22 protein-coding genes and 2 pseudogenes are annotated in these 19016 nt (G+C 37.7%); all 24 read left to right on the top strand.

Translation table 11 applies throughout. The annotated features are described in order from the left end of the window. Positions 1 to 49: 49 nt before the first annotated feature. Positions 50 to 388, top strand: a pseudogene (locus tag MJ764_RS05440) (cytidine deaminase-like fold-containing protein); the annotation flags it as partial. Continuing rightward, a complete protein-coding gene (locus tag MJ764_RS05435) occupies positions 382 to 798 on the top strand; it encodes a DUF6911 family protein (RefSeq protein ID WP_239325334.1) in 417 nt (138 codons plus the stop codon). The pseudogene MJ764_RS05440 and the gene MJ764_RS05435, both read left to right, overlap by 7 nt. Positions 799 to 1101: 303 nt before the next feature. Next, entirely contained in the window at positions 1102 to 1392 is a 291-nt protein-coding gene (locus tag MJ764_RS05430) for a hypothetical protein (protein ID WP_239325333.1), read from the top strand. Between the two features lie 479 nt (positions 1393 to 1871). Next, positions 1872 to 2120, top strand: coding sequence for a transposase (locus MJ764_RS05425; RefSeq protein WP_239325331.1), 249 nt, complete (start codon positions 1872 to 1874; stop codon positions 2118 to 2120). 66 nt (positions 2121 to 2186) lie between these two features. After that, positions 2187 to 2941, top strand: a pseudogene (locus tag MJ764_RS05420) (IS3 family transposase). Further along, positions 2938 to 3315 (top strand): hypothetical protein, encoded by a 378-nt coding sequence (locus MJ764_RS05415; protein WP_239325327.1) that lies wholly within the window; start codon positions 2938 to 2940, stop codon positions 3313 to 3315. Before MJ764_RS05420 ends, MJ764_RS05415 begins: the two are co-directional and overlap by 4 nt. Positions 3316 to 3317: 2 nt before the next feature. Beyond that, positions 3318 to 3803 (top strand): hypothetical protein, encoded by a 486-nt coding sequence (locus MJ764_RS05410; protein ID WP_239325326.1) that lies wholly within the window; start codon positions 3318 to 3320, stop codon positions 3801 to 3803. Positions 3804 to 4000: 197 nt separating this feature from the next. Further along, positions 4001 to 4264, top strand: coding sequence for a hypothetical protein (locus MJ764_RS05405; protein WP_239325324.1), 264 nt, complete (start codon positions 4001 to 4003; stop codon positions 4262 to 4264). Between the two features lie 314 nt (positions 4265 to 4578). Continuing rightward, positions 4579 to 4821, top strand: a complete 243-nt coding sequence (locus tag MJ764_RS05400; RefSeq protein ID WP_239325322.1) for a hypothetical protein — start codon at positions 4579 to 4581, stop codon at positions 4819 to 4821. Between the two features lie 15 nt (positions 4822 to 4836). After that, positions 4837 to 6393, top strand: a complete 1557-nt coding sequence (locus MJ764_RS11705; RefSeq protein ID WP_476749657.1) for an RHS repeat domain-containing protein — start codon at positions 4837 to 4839, stop codon at positions 6391 to 6393. 2 nt (positions 6394 to 6395) lie between these two features. Then, positions 6396 to 6671 (top strand): hypothetical protein, encoded by a 276-nt coding sequence (locus MJ764_RS05390; RefSeq protein ID WP_239325318.1) that lies wholly within the window; start codon positions 6396 to 6398, stop codon positions 6669 to 6671. Between the two features lie 403 nt (positions 6672 to 7074). Continuing rightward, the gene (locus MJ764_RS05385) at positions 7075 to 7314 is read left to right on the top strand and encodes a hypothetical protein (protein ID WP_239325316.1); all 240 of its coding nucleotides are present in this window, start codon (positions 7075 to 7077) and stop codon (positions 7312 to 7314) included. An 89-nt stretch (positions 7315 to 7403) separates the two neighbouring features. Beyond that, positions 7404 to 7790 carry a hypothetical protein gene (locus tag MJ764_RS05380; protein WP_239325314.1) on the top strand — a complete coding sequence of 129 codons (387 nt, stop codon included), beginning with the start codon at positions 7404 to 7406 and terminating at the stop codon, positions 7788 to 7790. Between the two features lie 266 nt (positions 7791 to 8056). After that, positions 8057 to 8314, top strand: coding sequence for a hypothetical protein (locus tag MJ764_RS05375; protein WP_239325312.1), 258 nt, complete (start codon positions 8057 to 8059; stop codon positions 8312 to 8314). A 32-nt stretch (positions 8315 to 8346) separates the two neighbouring features. Further along, a complete protein-coding gene (locus tag MJ764_RS05370) occupies positions 8347 to 8565 on the top strand; it encodes a hypothetical protein (protein ID WP_239325310.1) in 219 nt (72 codons plus the stop codon). Between the two features lie 217 nt (positions 8566 to 8782). Further along, positions 8783 to 9370, top strand: a complete 588-nt coding sequence (locus MJ764_RS11520) for an RHS repeat domain-containing protein (protein ID WP_338053827.1) — start codon at positions 8783 to 8785, stop codon at positions 9368 to 9370. Between the two features lie 8 nt (positions 9371 to 9378). Then, a complete protein-coding gene (locus MJ764_RS05360; RefSeq protein ID WP_239325306.1) occupies positions 9379 to 9864 on the top strand; it encodes a hypothetical protein in 486 nt (161 codons plus the stop codon). A 25-nt stretch (positions 9865 to 9889) separates the two neighbouring features. Then, positions 9890 to 10459, top strand: a complete 570-nt coding sequence (locus MJ764_RS05355) for a hypothetical protein (protein ID WP_239325304.1) — start codon at positions 9890 to 9892, stop codon at positions 10457 to 10459. Positions 10460 to 11033: 574 nt separating this feature from the next. Continuing rightward, entirely contained in the window at positions 11034 to 11642 is a 609-nt protein-coding gene (locus MJ764_RS05350) for a hypothetical protein (protein ID WP_239325302.1), read from the top strand. A 31-nt stretch (positions 11643 to 11673) separates the two neighbouring features. Next, positions 11674 to 12303, top strand: a complete 630-nt coding sequence (locus tag MJ764_RS05345; protein ID WP_239325300.1) for a hypothetical protein — start codon at positions 11674 to 11676, stop codon at positions 12301 to 12303. Between the two features lie 612 nt (positions 12304 to 12915). Beyond that, on the top strand, positions 12916 to 17118 hold the full coding sequence (locus MJ764_RS05340) for an RHS repeat-associated core domain-containing protein (protein WP_239325298.1): 4203 nt from the start codon (positions 12916 to 12918) through the stop codon (positions 17116 to 17118). Positions 17119 to 17130: 12 nt separating this feature from the next. Then, positions 17131 to 17526, top strand: coding sequence for a DUF4279 domain-containing protein (locus MJ764_RS05335; protein WP_239325296.1), 396 nt, complete (start codon positions 17131 to 17133; stop codon positions 17524 to 17526). Positions 17527 to 17883: 357 nt separating this feature from the next. Then, the gene (locus MJ764_RS05330; RefSeq protein WP_239325294.1) at positions 17884 to 18297 is read left to right on the top strand and encodes a DUF4279 domain-containing protein; all 414 of its coding nucleotides are present in this window, start codon (positions 17884 to 17886) and stop codon (positions 18295 to 18297) included. A gap of 234 nt (positions 18298 to 18531) precedes the next feature. Next, positions 18532 to 18921 (top strand): hypothetical protein, encoded by a 390-nt coding sequence (locus MJ764_RS05325; protein WP_239325293.1) that lies wholly within the window; start codon positions 18532 to 18534, stop codon positions 18919 to 18921. Positions 18922 to 19016: the final 95 nt, after the last annotated feature.

The raw sequence follows: 19016 nt of genomic DNA, 5'->3' as shown, positions 1-19016 counted from the left end.
AGAATGAAGTTCTAATCCAAGAGCTCGGGCTGCTCGATCAAAAAGAAAGGCTGATCCTAACAAACCAACTTTGATACGAGATAAAATAGGCGATAAGAAATCAAAAGATGGAAGACCATTTCCAAATAGTCATATGGGTAACGCACATGCAGAAATAGGTGCATTACAACAGGCAGCGGATAAGGGATTAACTAAAGGTGCTGATGCAGTTATGAAAGTGACAGGAAAGGATCTTTGTGATTATTGTCGAACGGATGTAGTTACAATGGCAAAAGCATCAAAACTTAACTCATTAAAAATATTTGCAGAGACAAAAACAGCCTATAAAACATATGAATGGGAAGCTGGTATGGCAAGATTTAAGATAACGGAGACTCCAAAATGGTAAATAGATTTAAATTCAATGGACGCCTTTACGGTGAGGTATATGATAATGACACAGGTATTGTTAACCTTAATCCGACAATAGAAGATATAAATAATTCTCTGGATTTATTTGTATCAAATAGTGGTGTTCTTTATTTAGAACAAAATGAAGAGGAAGGTAATATTCCTTTTAGGCTAACGCTTTATGCAGAAAAACAAAAATATCTGGTTATGTTTGGAAAATCAAATCCGGAAGTTGATGATGGTGTAGAAGTAAGAACCTTTTGGGATGATACACGCTCCCCTGGATTGATAAGTTTACAAGGTGACTTATGGGATAATAGAACTATAAGCGAAAATTTTACTCTAGTCAGAAAAGCTTTTAATGAGTTTTATCTGACAGGAGATATTGACCAAAATATAGTGAGTTAACTTAAAAGCCTCGAATCATGATTCGGGGCTTTTTACATAAACAGAGTCAAATTAAATGAAAAAGATTTGTAAATACCTCATAGTTAGTACAAAACTGATGTAGAAAATTATGCTACTTGTTCTAGGGTTTTATATTCAATTGGCGTCATATTATTTAGTTCCTCATAAGTTATTTACAATATTAATGATTAAATTTACTTAAACATTGAATACAAGAAATATATATAATAAAAAATACGATAAAGAAGCATAAGCTGATACTTGTAATAACTGTAAAGCAACATGGCCAGAGGAAAATTTTAAATGAGTTATGAAGATTTAAATGCAAATTGGAAACCAGAATTTGGAACAATATTTCTCTGGCCAGCAATGGATAAATTTGGAAAAATTGCAGTAATGGTGAATAACTGCTGGGGAGATTTGCCTAAGGCTCTACTATCTAATCCTCATTCAATATCATTATTAGATCCTTTTATGGAACATATATTCGAAGGTTTGGACATATATAGTCAGTATTCATATAAGAAACATGGCGAAACTATATTGGATTTATATTCAGGTCTTAAGTATAGGGAATATAAGAATAGAAAATAGATTGAGAAACAATTATTTGAAGAGTCTAAACGTGAGAATGTTATTTCTGATGAGGGTTTACCTGCTCAAAAAGGTTTGTTTGTCTATTACGCAGTAGAAGGTTGCACGCCTGGTGAGGATTTTGTAGTCGGCTATAAGGGAAAAACCAAAATGGGGGATTATTTCAGGTTTTTAATCCCCACAGTCTATGCCTCTATCGAAGATTTTATAAAAGAATTGCGGCCAGCAATTGCTGTATCTGATACAGTTGATTTTACAAAAGATAGATTATTCGATAATGATAAAATCAGCGAGTATTTTCCTAGAATGTATAGTTAAACCAAAAGCCCAGTTTAATACTGGGCTTTTTTGTTATAGCAAACTAAAATTATTATATATCTAAAATATATATTATTGAATTGTAACTACCCCCTAAAATAGAACAGCCTTGAAGTAGAAAATTCTCTCCATTAACCCACAGAGGATTCAAACATGAAAAAATGACTGAACATCAAATCGTATCTATTTTAAAAGAAGCTGAAGCCGGTATTCCTGTCAAAGAGCTTTGTCGTAAATATGGTATGGGTAATTCAACTTTCTATAAATGGTGTGATAAATACGGTGGTATGGAAACCTCAGATATCAAACGCTTAAAGGAACTGGAAGCTGAAAACCGCAAGCTTAAGCAAATGTTTGCCGAGCTCAGTTTAAAATCCCAGCTTCAGGAAGAAATCATAAAAAAGCTATAGTGCCTATCAAGGCACGTAAAGCTTGGGCTGTGCAATTGCAAGAACGTCATTCTTGTCACTATTGCCATGAGCTGCGCAATTATTGGCTTAAGCCGCTGCGCTTACTATTATCAACCCAAGTTACCGGATGATTCAGTGATTATGTCTGTACTAAATGCTATTACCGATAAGCATTTACGCTGGGGCTTTCCCAAGTGTTTTCATCGCATCAGAAAGCTTGGCTATAAATGGAATCATAAACGTGTTTACCGGGTGTATTGTGAATTAAAGCTTAATCTTAGGGTAAAGCGTAAACACCGCATTCCTCCACGAAGCCCGGAAAGGCTATCAGTCCCCAATAAACAAGGTGAATGCTGGTCAATGGATTTCATGAGTGACAGCAGTCGCAATCAACGGCGCTTTAGAACTTTCAATGTGATAGATGACTTTAATCGTGAGGCACTAGGCATTGATATTGCAGTCAGCTTGCCGGCTGGCAGGATTACCCGTTATCTGGATAAACTGGCCGAATATCATGGTTATCCACTAAAAATACGAGTAGATAATGGAACGGAATTCACTGGAAATACGTTTACTAACTGGGCAAAGTCACATGGTATAACCATAGATTATATTCAACCAGGCAGCTCATATCAAAATGGCTATATTAAACAATTTAATCGTTGGTATCGTACTGAGGTACTGGATTTATATCTTTTTAATAATCTAGAGCAAGCAAGGTAACTGAAGAATGGCTAACCATTTATAACAGCGAAAGACCTCATGAAGCACTAAATAATATGACGCCAATTGAGTATAAAACACTAAAACAGGCAGCATGATTTTCTACTTGAATCTCGTACTAACTTTGGGGTATTTACATGTAAAGAATACTAAAGAAAAGCCTGCAGCAGTAGTTGTAGCCGTGGATAAAAATACAGGAAAATATGCTTTGAATACAAATGGCAATATCCCAGAAAAAGTAGCTCCCGAATTAAAAGACATGGCGGGTAAATTGGGAGGATTGGGAACAAAAACTAAATGTGGTAACATAGTAGGGCGTTGCGCCGAATTTCGTGCTGCTAATGATTTAATGCTAAAAAACCCTCGGCTTAAAGCAAAGGACATTGATATTTCTGGGGCTTTGCGCCCTAGGGGTCGGAAGCATGTAAAACGTTGTGATAATTGTGGAGCTATGTTTGGGCCTGAGTTATGAATATGAAAATTATAGAAAATTCTGTTGATGGATGGGATGGATGGGATATATGGGATTTAGATTGGTATGCTGTATTTAATAACAACTATTTAGCCCATTTTACTTCAGGAGGTACATGTGCAGTTCCTAAAAAAATAAGAAAATCTAAAATTAATTATGATAAATTATTCGATTATTTCGATAATTTAGATAATCATTGTAAAGTTGATATTATAGAAAGTCATTTACCTGATTTTACTGAACCTGGTGCATTTTTACTTAAAAATATAGAAGAAAGAAAAAAAGCTTGTTTGCATTCGTATGTTGAAGCTGCATCGAAAGGTTTATTTAGCTATGATATTGATTTTGAAACAAATACTTATTTTTTAGTAGCGAAACCGATTACTCCATTAACATTGTTAGAATTGCCAATGGATGTGAGACATATAATACATAAACTGCCAGCAACAATTCAACCAGGAGCACTTACTATATCACAAATAGAATGAAATCAGAGTTATTAATAAATTAAATCTTAATACATGTTTTATGCATATCCCAGTTTAAAACTGGGATTAATATGATATAAGCTATTTAAAATTATTGTCACAGAACTTTATATGAGATTTTATCATGAAAAACTCTAATGAACAATAATGGCCTAGTTTATAAATTGATATGAGTCTTAAAGGATGAGGATTAGTATATGCCAAAAGTTCAGTGTAGATGTGGATTTATTATGCGTATTCATACGTTGGAGGAAGATTTCGTTTATGATTTAATTTCTGATAATGATTTATGGAATATAATTGATACATGGTCTGAGAATGAGAAATTTACATCAGAAGATTTTTTAAGTGCTTTTAACAGTAAGAGTTTTGAAGTCTATAAATGTCCATCTTGTGAAAGATTATATATTGAAGAATCTCCAGGATCTTGTGATCTTGATCGTTATATAAAAGAAACATAAAAATTAGTAGTTTTAAAATCCCAGTACTTAAGTACTGGGATTTTAGTTTGAATAATAAATGATTTGTAACTTATATATTAGCCCTATCCCCTAAAATAGTACTGTATAAAAGTAGAAAATTCTCTTATTAACCAACAGAGGATTTAAATTAGCTATAACTGGTCAGGAGATCGCCTAACCCAAGTTACCGACGTCATGGGTAACGTGTGGAAGTATGGTTACGACAACAACGGCCAGCTCACCAGCCGCACCGATCCCGATGGCGGCGTTATCAAAATTGATTACGTCCTCTCCGTACCACCCGCAGAATAGCCATGGGCAGTGGCAAAAGTGGTGGCGTTGTCTCGCAAAGTGCCGTAGTCAGCACCGGAGCAGCCGATCATGAGAACAAACTGGCGCGGGTAGGCAAAATCACCAGCAAAACCGGAGCTGTAACCGTCTACAACACCGAATACAACCGCGTAAACAAACAGTACACCATCACCGTAAACGATCCGGCAGGCCAAAAAACCGTACTGCCTAACGGAGAAGAAATCAACTGGCGTAACTACCAGTGAAACCAGCCTCGCAGCATCACCTATCCACAGGCAGAACAAACCAACAGCTACGATGCCTTACAGCGGCCAGTACAAATAAAACTAAGCAGCAAAGGCCAGACCTTACTGGAACGTAACTACAGCTACGACAAAGTAAGCAATATCAGCCGTATCCAGACCGAAAAAGGCAGCAGCAGCTACCAGTATGACCCACTGGACAGACTAACCCAAGTCAAACCGGATAGCGAAACCACAGAGCAGCGTGCCGAATCCTACAGCTACGATGCCATCGGAAACCGCATAGGCAGCGCCCAGCAGGCAGGCGAGTGGCAGTACAACAACCTCAACCAACTAATCAAATGGGGAGAAGGCAAACAGCAGACCAGCTTAACCTATACCGCCAACGGCCAACTGTCCACAGAAGAAAGTGGCAATAAAAAACTCAGCTACAGCTACAACGCAGCCGAACGTCTGAGCAAAGTCAGCAACGACACAAGAGAAATAGCCAGCTACCAATACGACCCGTTTGGCCGGCGTATCAGCAAAACCGTAAACGGCGAAACCACCTACTATATCTACAGCAGCGCAGGCCTGTTAGCCGAACTGGATCAGAATGGCAAAATGCGCGTAGCGTACGGTTGGCAACCAGACAGCGACTGGGGTACCAGCCCCTTATGGCAGGCCAACCTGAACGAAGGTCAGACCCTGAAAAATGCCAGCTATCACTACCTGATAAGCGATCATCTGGGCACCCCGCAACTGGCCATAAACAGCGCTGGAGAACAGAGCTGGAAAATCAATAGCGATGCGTTTGGCAACAGTGAACTGGAGGCAAACAACCAGATCACCATGAACCTGCGGTTTCCGGGACAATACTACGATGCAGAGACCGGACTGTCATATAACTACTTCCGTGATTACGATGCGAAGACTGGGCGGTATATCCAGAGTGATCCGATAGGGTTGGCGGGAGGAATAAACACCTATGGTTATGTAGGTGGGAATCCGCTGGTATACAGTGATCCGACTGGGGAATTTGCTCAGGTAATGGTACCTGTGGCAGTAGCTGCTGCATTCGTTGTAGCAGTATGTATACTGACTCCTGTATGTAATAAATCATTGCCAAATGCGCAATTTGGCTTATATCCAAACATAAATAGCAGATTTAATGTACCAGAACTTCAGTTTCCTTCACTAAGTGAAGATATTAGTAACGGAGAGAAGTGTGAAGATAGTACTGTTGAAGTAAATAATCCAAATAATTCTAGTGGCACAGGAGCAGTTCCACCACCACCAGATGATCCTGATAAAAATAATAAGTCAAAAAATTCAAATAAATATACAAAGCATGGTAAAATGAGAAAAGAGCAAGCTCGTACTGATAAACACAGACAAGTTGGGGATATAAATAGAATTAAAAGGGAAGGAAAATTATATCGTGATAGTAAAACAGGAAATAATGTTTATATATCAGGAAATCGGGTAGTAATTGAAACATCTAAAGGAGAGCATGTAACACAATGGACAAACACTCGTGCTAATACGAATATGAGAATACGAACAGGAAAGTGGGTTAGAAAATGGGAAGATTGAAAATGTTTAAAGCACATAATATTTTAGTTGAATATAATGAAAAATTATGTCGTATAAACTGCATAGAAAAGATGGGTAGAAATTTGTTTGCTGTAATTTCATTAGATACGTTATATAAATATGATTTAGAAAAAGAAATTCATCCTAAGGAAAATATTCATCATCAACAAGTAAACATTTATTTTGAACAAGTTGAAGAAGAAATTAAAAATCCTTTTTTAAAATGGTTTCCATCGTTAGAAGATGCTGTAGATGATTTTTTAAGTGGTGAATGGTAATTAAAGTAAATATATTTTATTATAAATTCAAATAATAAAAAGTAATATGAAATCCCAGTCTAAAGGCTGGGATTATTTTTAAAAAAAGTATTAGTCAAATGTGTGGTAGTGCTTTCTTTTGCACCTTTCTGCAACACACACACAAAAGGCTGAGATATAGGAAACACGGGGATTCTGGGAGGGGAAAGGGGCGAAAATTTGGAATTTAGCTTTTGTACCATTTTAGGCAAAAATTGCGCATTTTTTGATACCTTTTGAACAGATTATAAATAAGGTTTGAGCAATGTTTAAACTGTTGTGTAATGCCGGCTTCAGGTATCTATGTGGCGCGATTAAAGGAGTTCGCTATAATAAAGATGGTTCATTTTCTGGTGTATTAGATCCAAAATGGGAGTAATATTCTATGAAATCAAATTTTCAAATTGATTATTTCAGTGATAGTAAATACGAGTATTTAACTATTGAAATTTCTTTCAAAGGACAACTTCTATGTCAATTAAATAAAGATAAAGGAGTTGATAATATTGAAATAGAGTTCTTTTATGATTCCCGGTTGCTAGAAGAAGAAACTATATTTAAATTTCCTTTAGAGGAATTTCTTGATGTATTAAATCTAGTAAAGCAGGATCTTATCTCCATATAAAATAATATGTAATGCAAAAGCCGGGATAAAACCAAGTAGTGATGTATTCCACAGAGCATTTTATAAGTTAAATATAGGCTCTAAGAAATATGAAAAAAATTAATGATATTGGTCTACGTGCGGCTGAGTTTATCGAATATGGTTGTGATTTTTCTTTAGAATTACTCAGTGTATATAATCAAGGCGAATTTATGGGAAAAATAATATGTGAAGATGTTAAGATTTTTTCCATCTACAATGATGATCTTGAGAAAGGTGAAGGATTTGAAAGTTGCTACATTTCATCTATATTAATTAAAAATCTGGATAACATTTTAATGGAAGAGCCTTTTAAAAATAATATATATTATAATCCAGAGCAAGTAAGTGGTTATGAAATTAGTCTAGAAAGTGGTTCAATTAATGGTACAATTATTTGTTTGGATGTTGTTATAGATATTGTAGATAAATACAAAAATATACTTATTGAAGAATAAAACTTAGCTTTGTTTGCAAATATATCTATCGAAATTCGATTAGGAGCTTTAACAATGATTTTTTGTTAAAGCTTTTTTCATAAATTGTTATGCTTTTTGATTTATTAAAAAAATGCTTTTGATATAAAAAGGTTCAGGATCAGAGTTTAGTCGGATTAAAAAATTATGGAGAGGTTACAAATAGACTTAATCTTGAAAAGAGTTATATAATTCAGACATTAAAAGTATTATGATAGATATAAATCAATTTAATAAGGATATTTATAATGACAATAGTATTTCAGTTATGTTATGTAACCTACTCTTATCATGGTAATAAGGATATAGCATTAGAATCTCCTGATTCAGAAGATTTTGATGCTGAAATAGGCCAAGTATTAGGGGTTTATAGTACTTATGATATAGCTTTGGAAAGGAAAAAAAATTTTTCAAAAAGTTATTATCTAAGTAATTTGAAAAGACTAGAAATTTATGAAACTGTTTTAGATGAGGATTGGTGGCGTGGTGGATTTGTCACTATATAATCTGGTAATAGAAATTTTAAATGGTGTTAAATATGACTGAAAACAAAGTATATACTTTAGTTCATGCTAAGGAAACAAAACAGAATGGTTTAACAGAATTCGAAATTGGAACTTTTTCCACTTTAGAAAGAGCACTTGAGGAAAAAAAGAAACGAGAAAATGTTTTAGGCTTTAAAGATTATCCTAAAGGTTTCAGAATAGAGGTGTTTATAATCGATAAAGATTTTTGTCAAGAAATCATTTATCTCTAGACAAAAGCTGATGTTAAAAAAGTTTAGCAGGTTGACCAACTGGATCGCTTAACTCTGGTAAAGCCAGAACAGGAAACCCTGGAGCAGCGTGCCAAATCTTAAAGCTATGATGCCATTGGCAACCAAACTGGCAGTGCCTGATAGGCAGGAAAATGGCAATATAATCAGCAGAATCAACTGATGAAATGGGGGGAGGAAAAGAACAGACTAGACCAGCCTGATTTACACCACCAATAGTCAGCTGGCGACAAAAGAAAACGCCAGCGGAGAAATAGCCTGTTACCAGTACGACCCGTTTGGCTGCCGTATCAGCAAAACCGTAAACGGCGAGGCCACCTACTACATCTATAGCAGCGAAGGCCTGCTAGCCGAACTGGAACAGAATGGCAAAATACGCGTAGCGTACGGTTGGCAACCAGACAGTGGCTGGGGTACCAGCCCCTTATGGCAGGCCAACCTGAACGAAGGTCAGACCCTGAAAAATGCCAGCTATCACTACCTGATAAGCGATCATCTGGGCACCCCGCAACTGGCCATAAACAGCGCTGGAGAACAGAGCTGGAAAATCAATAGCGATGCGTTTGGCAACAGTGAACTGGAGGCAAACAACCAGATCACCATGAACCTGCGGTTTCCGGGACAATACTACGATGCAGAGACCGGACTGTCATATAACTACTTCCGTGATTACGATGCGAAGACTGGGCGGTATATCCAGAGTGATCCGATAGGGTTGGCGGGAGGAATAAACACCTATGGTTATGTAGGTGGGAATCCGCTGGTATACAGTGATCCGCTCAGGTAATGATACCTGTGGCAGTAGCTGCTGCATTCGTTGTAGCAGCATGTATAGTATCTCCTGTATGTAATAAATCATTGCCAAATGTGCAATTTCCCAATATAGGTAGTGGAATTTTTGGAGGAGTTGATGAATTACCATATCTTAATGCAAGGCATCCAGGAGAAGATAATTTACTTGACAAGTGTGAAAATAATAAAGGGTTAGGGCATGACCCCTTTGACCCAAACGATCGATGTCGAAAACTAAGAAATGCAATATTTTATTTATCGATGAGAGTAAGAATAAGAGCTGGCGAGTTAATGGAACATCAAGGAGGGGACTGGGGACATAAGAAAAGGTATAATCGGATTTTAAATGCCTTGAAAAAACTAGTAGCTGAGGCTAAACTTTGGGGTTGTGAATATGACCCTCAGGCAGATAAAATATTAAAATCATCAAAACAAGAAATAGCAGAAAAAATGAAAGTTCCCAAAGATATTGCAAAAAAATACAATTAGATTTCGTTTTTTTGAAGGAATTGATATGTTAAACACTTGTTTGGTTAAAAATAATTACTTTAAAGCTATAGTTGCTTATATTGATGATGCAGGTGTATATATTATCATCTATAGATTAGATACTTTTGAACAATATATTTCTTTTAGTATGGATGGTACAGATAAAAAATCTTGGATTTTAGAAGCGAGTAAAGTTATTAGTAAATTAGATGTACCGATTGACTGGAAAAAACCACATAGGTATTGTTTAGCTCGTTGTGCTCGTCAGGTTCTGAATGATGATGATTTTATACGAAAATTAAAATATAATTTATTAAGTGATTCAGAAATCTACCGTTATATGCTTATCTCCAGATTAAAAGAAACTGTATTAATTAAAAAATTAAATCAACTATCTATAGATGAGAAAATTCAATTATTTATCCTAAAGGATTGGGAAATCAAGGGTAGTATAGGAGAAGATGTTCATTATGCTATTTATGGACGTGAATATCTATATAAAAGATTATATGATAAAGAAAAATATGAGACTTATTATAAGAAATATTGGGAAAAAATAGAAAGTGTCTTTGGAAAACTTGATGAAGATGAATAATTTTAATCCAGTTAAATTAATTAAAAATTTGAGTTTTTTTAATGGAGTTTAGAGTATGGAAGACTAAAATGTCTATTGTATAATCGTTAAGCTTCTGCGGTTTGGTTTCAGGTACAGAGCGAAGCAATATTATCAGAGAACTAAAGAGTATCTAATGCGGCTAGATAAGCCTGAAAGCTAAAAAAGACCTTTCCGCTTCTTTTGTAAGAATAGCGTATTTTATACGCTATTCTTATTGTCTATTATATTAAATTTTTATTTTAAATTAATTCAAATTATAAGTAATATATATAAGAAAAAAGTTTATAAATAATAAAATTATATTTCTGTAGGTGACGAGTGTGAATAGATCATTCTATATTCATAATAATGACACTAACCAACGAATAAATATACAGCAAAGCGGATGTACTCATAGTTATGATTAAAGAATAAAATATAAAGATATAAATAATCTAATACAAGAATAATTCGCATATAATGGATGAAGAAACATACACAATAAACACCAGAAGTTGAAGACTCCAAAAAAAAATGGTAAAAATAAACAATATTTAAAATTGGTTGATATACCATGAATGATAGGGTAAATGAGTTGCAAACAAAGTATCTGGCGAAAAATAATTATTTTGCTGTTTCTACCTCTGGAAAAGTGTATAGAAGAGATACATGGGAATCTTATGGATTTTGTGAAAATTTAGTTGGACAGGCGGATTTTATCAGATGGCGGGATATTATCTCGGATGTGGATTGCGCACAATGGTCTGAACAAGCCGAGAACTTTATTAACCAGTTAGATAAACCGGAAGATTGGCAAAGACCGCATCGTTTTTGTCTGGCGCGTTATGCCAGAAAGATTTTGGAAGATGACAATTTTCGGGAAGATTTAGTTTATAATAAGGATATTGATGATGAATATATCTATCGCTATACCATCATTTCGCGGTTAAAAGAAACCGCATTAATCAAAAAACTAAATTTGTTACCAGATGAAGAAAAAAAACAGTTATTCATACTTCGTGATTGGGAAAAAGAAGCATTCGCTTGTGAGGATGTGTTTTATGCTGTTTGTGGTCGTGAAAGTTTTTACTATTTCTTATATAATAAAGAAATAGTAAAAAAAGATTATGAGAAATATATGAAAGAACTGGAAGATTTTAAAAGAAAAGATAAGTTATTTTAATTAAATATTATTTAGAATTGGTTGGTATGCCATGGACAATAAACAAGATAAGTTTACAGGACTGTGTCTGGCGCAAAATAATTATTTCGCAGCCATTGTTTGTTACCTTAATAAAGCCGGAGACAATCTTTATCTACATGTAATCGTGAAAAGGAAAGATACATGGGAGTCTTATAAATCTTTCAGTTTCCAAATTTTAGACTCCGATATAGAGCGTAAGCAATGGTTTGAGCTGGCCGAGAAGTTTATTACTCAGTTGGAGAAACCAGAAGACTGGAAAAGACCCCATCGCTTTTGCTTGGCTCGCTATGCCAGACAGGTTTTGGCTGACAATAATTTCCGTGAAAATTTAACTCATAGTAAGGAAATTGATAATGAAATAAAAAGTATATATATATGGCATTATAATATGGATACTCGTTCTCAGGAAAATATATTGATCAAAAAACTCAATATGCTATCAGATGAAGAAAAGAAACAGTTATTTATACTTCGTGACTGGGAAAAAGAGGGATTCGCTCATAAAGATATAAATAATGCCATATATGGACGAGAATATCTTTATAAACGACTCTATGATAGAGAAAGATTTAAAGATTATTATGGAAAATATAATATAGAGCTAGAGCATTTTAAATCTAAAAAAGAATTCAAAAATTAATTTATTTAGGTTTAAAGAATTTTGAATAAAATAGAAGATGTATTTTTTAATTCATGTTTGAAAAGGCAATTAAGAAAAAAATGAAACGAGAGGATATCCCAAGCTTCAAGAACTACGGCATAGAATTCCGAGTATCACTATTTGTTATTAATAAAGATCAATGCCTAGAATTAATCTATCTATAACCAGAAATTTTTATAAAACTTTAGCAGGGTACATTAATATATATAATTTATTCTTGCTAGAGGTTTATCTTTTAAAAAATCATATAACATAACAAATTTAACCACTACAACATAATATTAAAAAACATATAGGAAGATATATTCTTCTAACTGATTTTCTATATTTGGAAAAATAGTGAATAAAAATACCGTGTCAATGTTTTATATTGTACTAAATTATTTTATCAGCAAATAAATTGATAATATTTTTTATATTAAATAAAAAATTAATATAATCTATTTATTATTCTTATGCATATAAAATAATTATATATATCCGTATCTTTACTGCAAATACTGGCTGGGACTGGGCTGGAGGAGACAGCAGCTTTAGTAGCGGATCCAGATAACTAACAACTAAAAACCAACTAAATACAAGGGTCATAACATGAAAACAAAAAATACCATACGACCCAGGAACAGCTTAAAAGACCGGCTGTTCCGGGTAATCAGCTATATCCTTATGCTGGTCATGGCACTGCCACAAATGGCTTATGCCCGCATAACAGATAATAGCCAAAAAATATCCGGCGTAAGCAATGCCAGCGTCAGATTACCGAATACCGAGTACACCGAAAACACCATAGACATGCGAGTGAAGGTATTAGGTGGCGAAGTTAAACTCAACCGTACCTGGGAAAACGGACGCTGGTACCTTAATCCGGCATGGGCAGAACTACGCTTCGTACTCGATCCACTCGATAGCAGTATCAAAACCATCGACCGCGCCGGTACCCTGTACCAGCGTAGCGGCGACGCCGACTTATATACCTACAAACAAGTCACAATCAAAAAAACCGACAACGGCTGGCGCTGGACAGATCCGCAAGGCAACTGGATAAACTACGACAGCAAAGGGCGGCCATTAGCCTATGGCAATGCCAGCAACATACAAGTCAGCTTTGAACTGGACAAAGATGGCCGGCGCAGCGCCATCAAAGACCACAACGGCGAACTGGTATACAGCCTGGATTATGATAACCAAGAACACCTGATCAAAGCCACCGACCGCAGCGGGCGTAGCGTGAGCTATAACTGGTCAGGAGATCGCCTAACCCAAGTTACCGACGTCATGGGTAACGTGTGGAAGTATGGTTACGACAACAACGGCCAGCTCACCAGCCGCACCGATCCCGATGGCGGCGTTATCAAAATTGATTACGTCCTCTCCGTACCCACCCGCAGAATAGCCATGGGCAGCGGCAAAAGTGGTGGCGTTGTATCGCAAAGTGCCGTAGTCAGCACCGGCGCAGCCGATCATGAGAACAAACTGGCGCGGGTAGGTAAAATCACCAGCAAAACCGGAGCTGTAACCGTCTACAACACCGAATATAACCGCGTAAACAAACAGTACACCATCACCGTAAACGATCCGGCAGGCCAAAAAACCGTCACCGTATTTGACAGCAACGGGCGCGTACTGAGCGAAAGCATTAATGGCAGCCTCACTGCCAGCTATCAGCGCGATAGTGCCAACAACATCGTCAAATACACCGACGAACGTGGCCTAGTGACCACCACCCAGTATAACCAGGCCGACTACCCGATTAAAATCACCTATCCAAATGGTGCCACCGAAGAATATCAGTACAACCAGGCCAACAAACCGATAAAACAGACCAACGCCAAAGGCGACAGCATCACCTTTGAATACAACGCGGCCAACCAGCCCACCAAAATCACCTATGCCGCCGGCAAACCCGAACAGCGCGTAGTCAACTTCGAGTACGACAGTCTGGGGCAGCAGACCAAAGCCACCATAGCCAGCGGCAAACAAAGCATCAGCCTGCAACAAAGCTTCGACCGCTACGGCAACATAGCCAGCTATACCGACGGCAAAGGGCAGCAGTACCACTACAGCTATAACATCCAGGGGAAGCCAACCGAAATACAGAACCCATTACAGCAGAAATGGCAACTGAACTATAACCCGGCCGGCTACCCTAGCAAAATCACCGACCCGCTCAACCATAGCACCAGCATCCAAACCGATGCATTGGGTCGCGTAGTAGCCATAACAGATGCCCAAGGCAACAGCACCAGCTACAGCTATCGCGACACAGCCAAAGGACGCGAAGTAAAAGCCAGCAACGCCCTGAATCAAATCACCACCCTCCAGTATGACCAGCTTAACCGGCTCATCAAAACCATCAGCCCATCCGGACTGATAAGCGAGCAGAGCTATGACAATAGGAGCAGATTAACCCAATATAAAGACCACAACGGCAACCAGCTAGCATACGAATATGGCACCCCCGGTACCAGCCAGGCCGGCCTGTTGACCAAAATCAACTACCCGACCTATAGCGAAAGCTATACCTACGACAACATGGGTAACACCATCAGCGTAACCCAGCAGCTGGACAACAACACCCAACTGAGCAGCCATAGCAGCTACGACCAGCTGGGACAGCTCATCAGCCAGACTGATGCCGCCAACCGTACCGGTCAGAGCGAATACAACGCCCTAGGTCAGCTTAGCGCAAACATAGACGCACTGGCAGGCAAAACCCAGTACCAGTACGACCTGTTCAGCAACCTCACCGGCCTTACCGACCCCAATGGCAACCAGTATCACTTCACCTATGATCAGAACAACAACCTGATCAAAGAAACCAAAACACTGGGCAATAATGTCGAATACAGCTACAACCAAGCCAACCAGCTCATAGAACAGAAACAGACCAATGGCAATCGTATACAGTATCAATACGATGCCGCCGGCAACATCAGCCAGCAAAACTACATTGCCGCTGGACAAGACAATGCCGAACAGACAGTCCGCTATCAATATAACGCCAACAACCAACTGATAGACGTACAGCAGAGTGGCAGCACCAACAGCCACTTCACCTATCAGCGCGATGCATTAGGCCGAGTAGTGCAGGAAACCATCAGCTATGGCAACCTCAAGCAAACCCTCAAATACAGCTACAATACCGATGGCAATCTGGCCAGCATCACCTATCCAGATAACAGCACCGTAACCTACAGCTATGCCAACGACCAACTACAAAAAACCGTACTGCCCAACGGAGAAGAAATCAACTGGCGTAACTACCAGTGGAACCAACCCCGCAGCATCACCTATCCACAGGCAGAACAAACCAACAGCTATGATGCCTTACAGCGGCCAGTACAAATAAAACTAAGCAGCAAAGGCCAGACCTTACTCGAACGCAACTACAGCTACGACAAAGTAAGCAACATCAGCCGTATCCAGACCGAAAAAGGCAGCAGCAGCTACCAGTATGACCCACTGGACAGACTAACCCAAGTCAAACCGGATAGCGAAACCACAGAGCAGCGTGCCGAATCCTACAGCTACGATGCCATCGGAAATCGCATAGGCAGCGCCCAGCAGGCAGGCGAGTGGCAGTACAACGACCTCAACCAGCTAATCAAATGGGGAGAAGGCAAACAGCAGACCAGCTTAACCTATACCGCCAACGGTCAACTGTCCACAGAAGAAAGCGCCAATAAAAAACTCAGCTACAGCTACAACGCAGCCGAACGTCTGAGCAGAGTCAGCAACGACACAAGAGAAATAGCCAGCTACCAATACGACCCGTTTGGCCGGCGTATCAGCAAAACCGTAAACGGCGAGACCACCTACTATATCTACAGCAGCGCAGGCCTGCTAGCCGAACTGGATCAAAATGGCAAAATGCGCGTAGCGTATGGTTGGAAGCCAGACAGCGACTGGGGTACCAGCCCCTTATGGCAGGCCAACCTAAACGAAGGTCAGACCCTGAAAAATGCCAGCTATCATTACCTGATAAGCGACCATCTGGGCACCCCGCAACTGGCCATAAACAGCGCCGGAGAACAGAGCTGGAAAATCAATAGCGATGCATTTGGCAACAGTGAACTGGAGGCGAACAACCAGATCACCATGAACCTGCGGTTTCCGGGACAGTACTACGATGCAGAGACCGGACTGTCATATAACTACTTCCGTGATTACGATGCCAAGACTGGGCGGTATATCCAGAGTGATCCGATAGGGTTGGCGGGAGGAATAAACACCTATGGTTATGTAGGTGGAAATCCACTGGTATATAGTGATCCGACTGGGGAGATTGCTCCAGTGCTCGTTCCAGCACTTGCTGCAGCAGTGAGGGTTGGAATAGCTGGCATACGATTCTGTGCTTTAAATCCTACTTGCAACAAACTGGCAACAGAAGCAATAAAATTGGGTATTATAGGTTGGCTTACAACTTTACCAACAGTACCTACGCTTAGTGACAATAAAATACCGGATGGTGGGAAATGTAAGACTAAAGATGTTGAAATAAGTGATGCAAATATAGGAGGGGCACCAAATTTCCCTGATGATGATGATCCTGATGATCCTGATGATGATGATGGAGAGGATAAACCTAAAGACTTAAAAAAAGTTGATGACAGGTATCTGAAGCAAAGAGGTCATGATGCTCATAAGATAAAACATGAATTTTTAGGAGACAGAGCAGAGGTTAAACGCTATGATATATATGTCGATAAAAAATCTGGGAAGATGTGGATTTTGAGAAAAAAAGGAAATAAAGGAAGTAAAGAAAGTGGCATCCCTACAGGTTATATTTTATAAAGGTATTTAAATATGGAAACGACATCCGTGGAAGTTGCTTTTGACATTTATGGTGAACATTTTCAACCGAGTGCTATAACTGATCTTTTAAATGTTCTTCCAAATAGTACAATAATCAAGGGGATTGTTCCTGAAGGAAAAAATTGGCCGGCAGTAGAGACAAAATGGCGTATAGACACTGGCTATGAAAAATCAGACGATATTAATATTCAATTAAAAAAAATAATTGGTTTAATACAAGGTAAAGAAGATATTCTAAATCGAATAAGGTCTGAGCTAAATATAGATATGCTTTTTGATGTAGTTATTCGTTTAGAAAATGATGAATATCCTGTAATGCGGTTAAAACCAGATGTATTGAAATTCATAGCAAGTATCAATGCTGATATAGATTTTAATATATACTGATAAAAATATGCATTTCACAAATTAGTAAATCAATTGTCCCACTTTTTAAAAAAAAGTGGGACAATTGATTGCTACTATGTTGAAATAGATGATGTAAATATAGGAGGAGCACCAAATCCGCCTGATACTGATGATCAAGATAATGGGAAAGATAAACCTAGAAATTTACAAAAAGTAAAGAATAGCTATTTGAAGAAAAAAGGCATGATCCACATGAATTTAAGGCAGACAATGTAGGTAAAAAGGATCTGTCTAAGTGGGATATATATTAATAAAGATACTAAAGAGTTATGGATATTTAGGAAGGGTGGCGCTGGAAAAGGTATTCCAACTGGTTATTATTTATAGGAGTTTGAAATGGAACAAACGACAGTAATGGTAGAATTCGCTATGTGCGGAGAAGAATTTAATCCTGATGAGGTAACAAAATTGCTAGGAATTTTGCCCACAAAAACTAGAATTAAAGGAAGTATGACAGACGCACAATACCATCCAGCTATAGAAACAACTTGGTGTCTGCGTAATTATGAAAATTCAATAAATGATTTAGATCAGCAATTATGTCAAATAATTAATGAACTTAAAGATAAAACTGAAATATTACTCAAATTAAAGAAAGAATATAATTTATATTATATGTTTATTATAGTTGCTTATATCTATAATGATATTGAATCAGATATTTACCTAAAAAGAAATACTTTAGATTTTATATCTCTTTTAGATGCTAAATTAACTATAGAAATAGATACAGATACAGATATATATTAATTAAATATAATCTTATTGTTATTTAAAAAATGCTATAGATATTAAAAAATTTTAGTCAATACGAAATCCCAGCTTTTAAGTTGGGATTTTTGTTAAAAATTCTATTAAAATTAATATAAATATATATTATATTTATATTTTATTGAATTAATTATTCTTTGGAAACAAATTGAAATAATTGATAATTTCAAAAATTAATTTATTTTGAATAAAAGCTAAAATGCAGTCGAACGCTTGAGTAAAGTCAGCAACGACACAAGAGAAATAGCCAGCTACCAATACGACCCGTTTGGGCGGCGTATCAGCAAAACCGTAAACGGCGAGACCACCTACTATATCTACAGCAGCGAAGGTCTGCTAGCCGAACTGGATCAGAATGGCAAAATGCGCGTAGCGTATGGCTGGAAGCCAGACAGCGACTGGGGTACCAGCCCCTTATGGCAGGCCAACCTGAGCGAAGGTCAGACCCTGAAAAATGCCAGCTATCACTACCTAATAAACGACCATCTGGGCACCCCGCAACTGGCGCTAAACAGCCAGGGAGAACAGAGCTGGAAAATCAATAGCGATGCGTTTGGCAACAGCGAACTGGACGCGAACAACCAGATTGTAAATACCCCATAGTTAGTACAAAACAGACGTAGAAAATCATGCTACTTGTTTTAGTGTTTTATACTCAATCGGCGTCATATTATTTAGTGCCTCATGAGGTCTTTCGG

The organism is Snodgrassella gandavensis, from assembly GCF_914768025.1.
Classification (GTDB): Bacteria; Pseudomonadota; Gammaproteobacteria; order Burkholderiales; family Neisseriaceae; genus Snodgrassella; species Snodgrassella gandavensis.
Note: the sequence above shows the minus strand (reverse complement) of the source record. Positions and strands in the feature narration are given on the sequence as shown.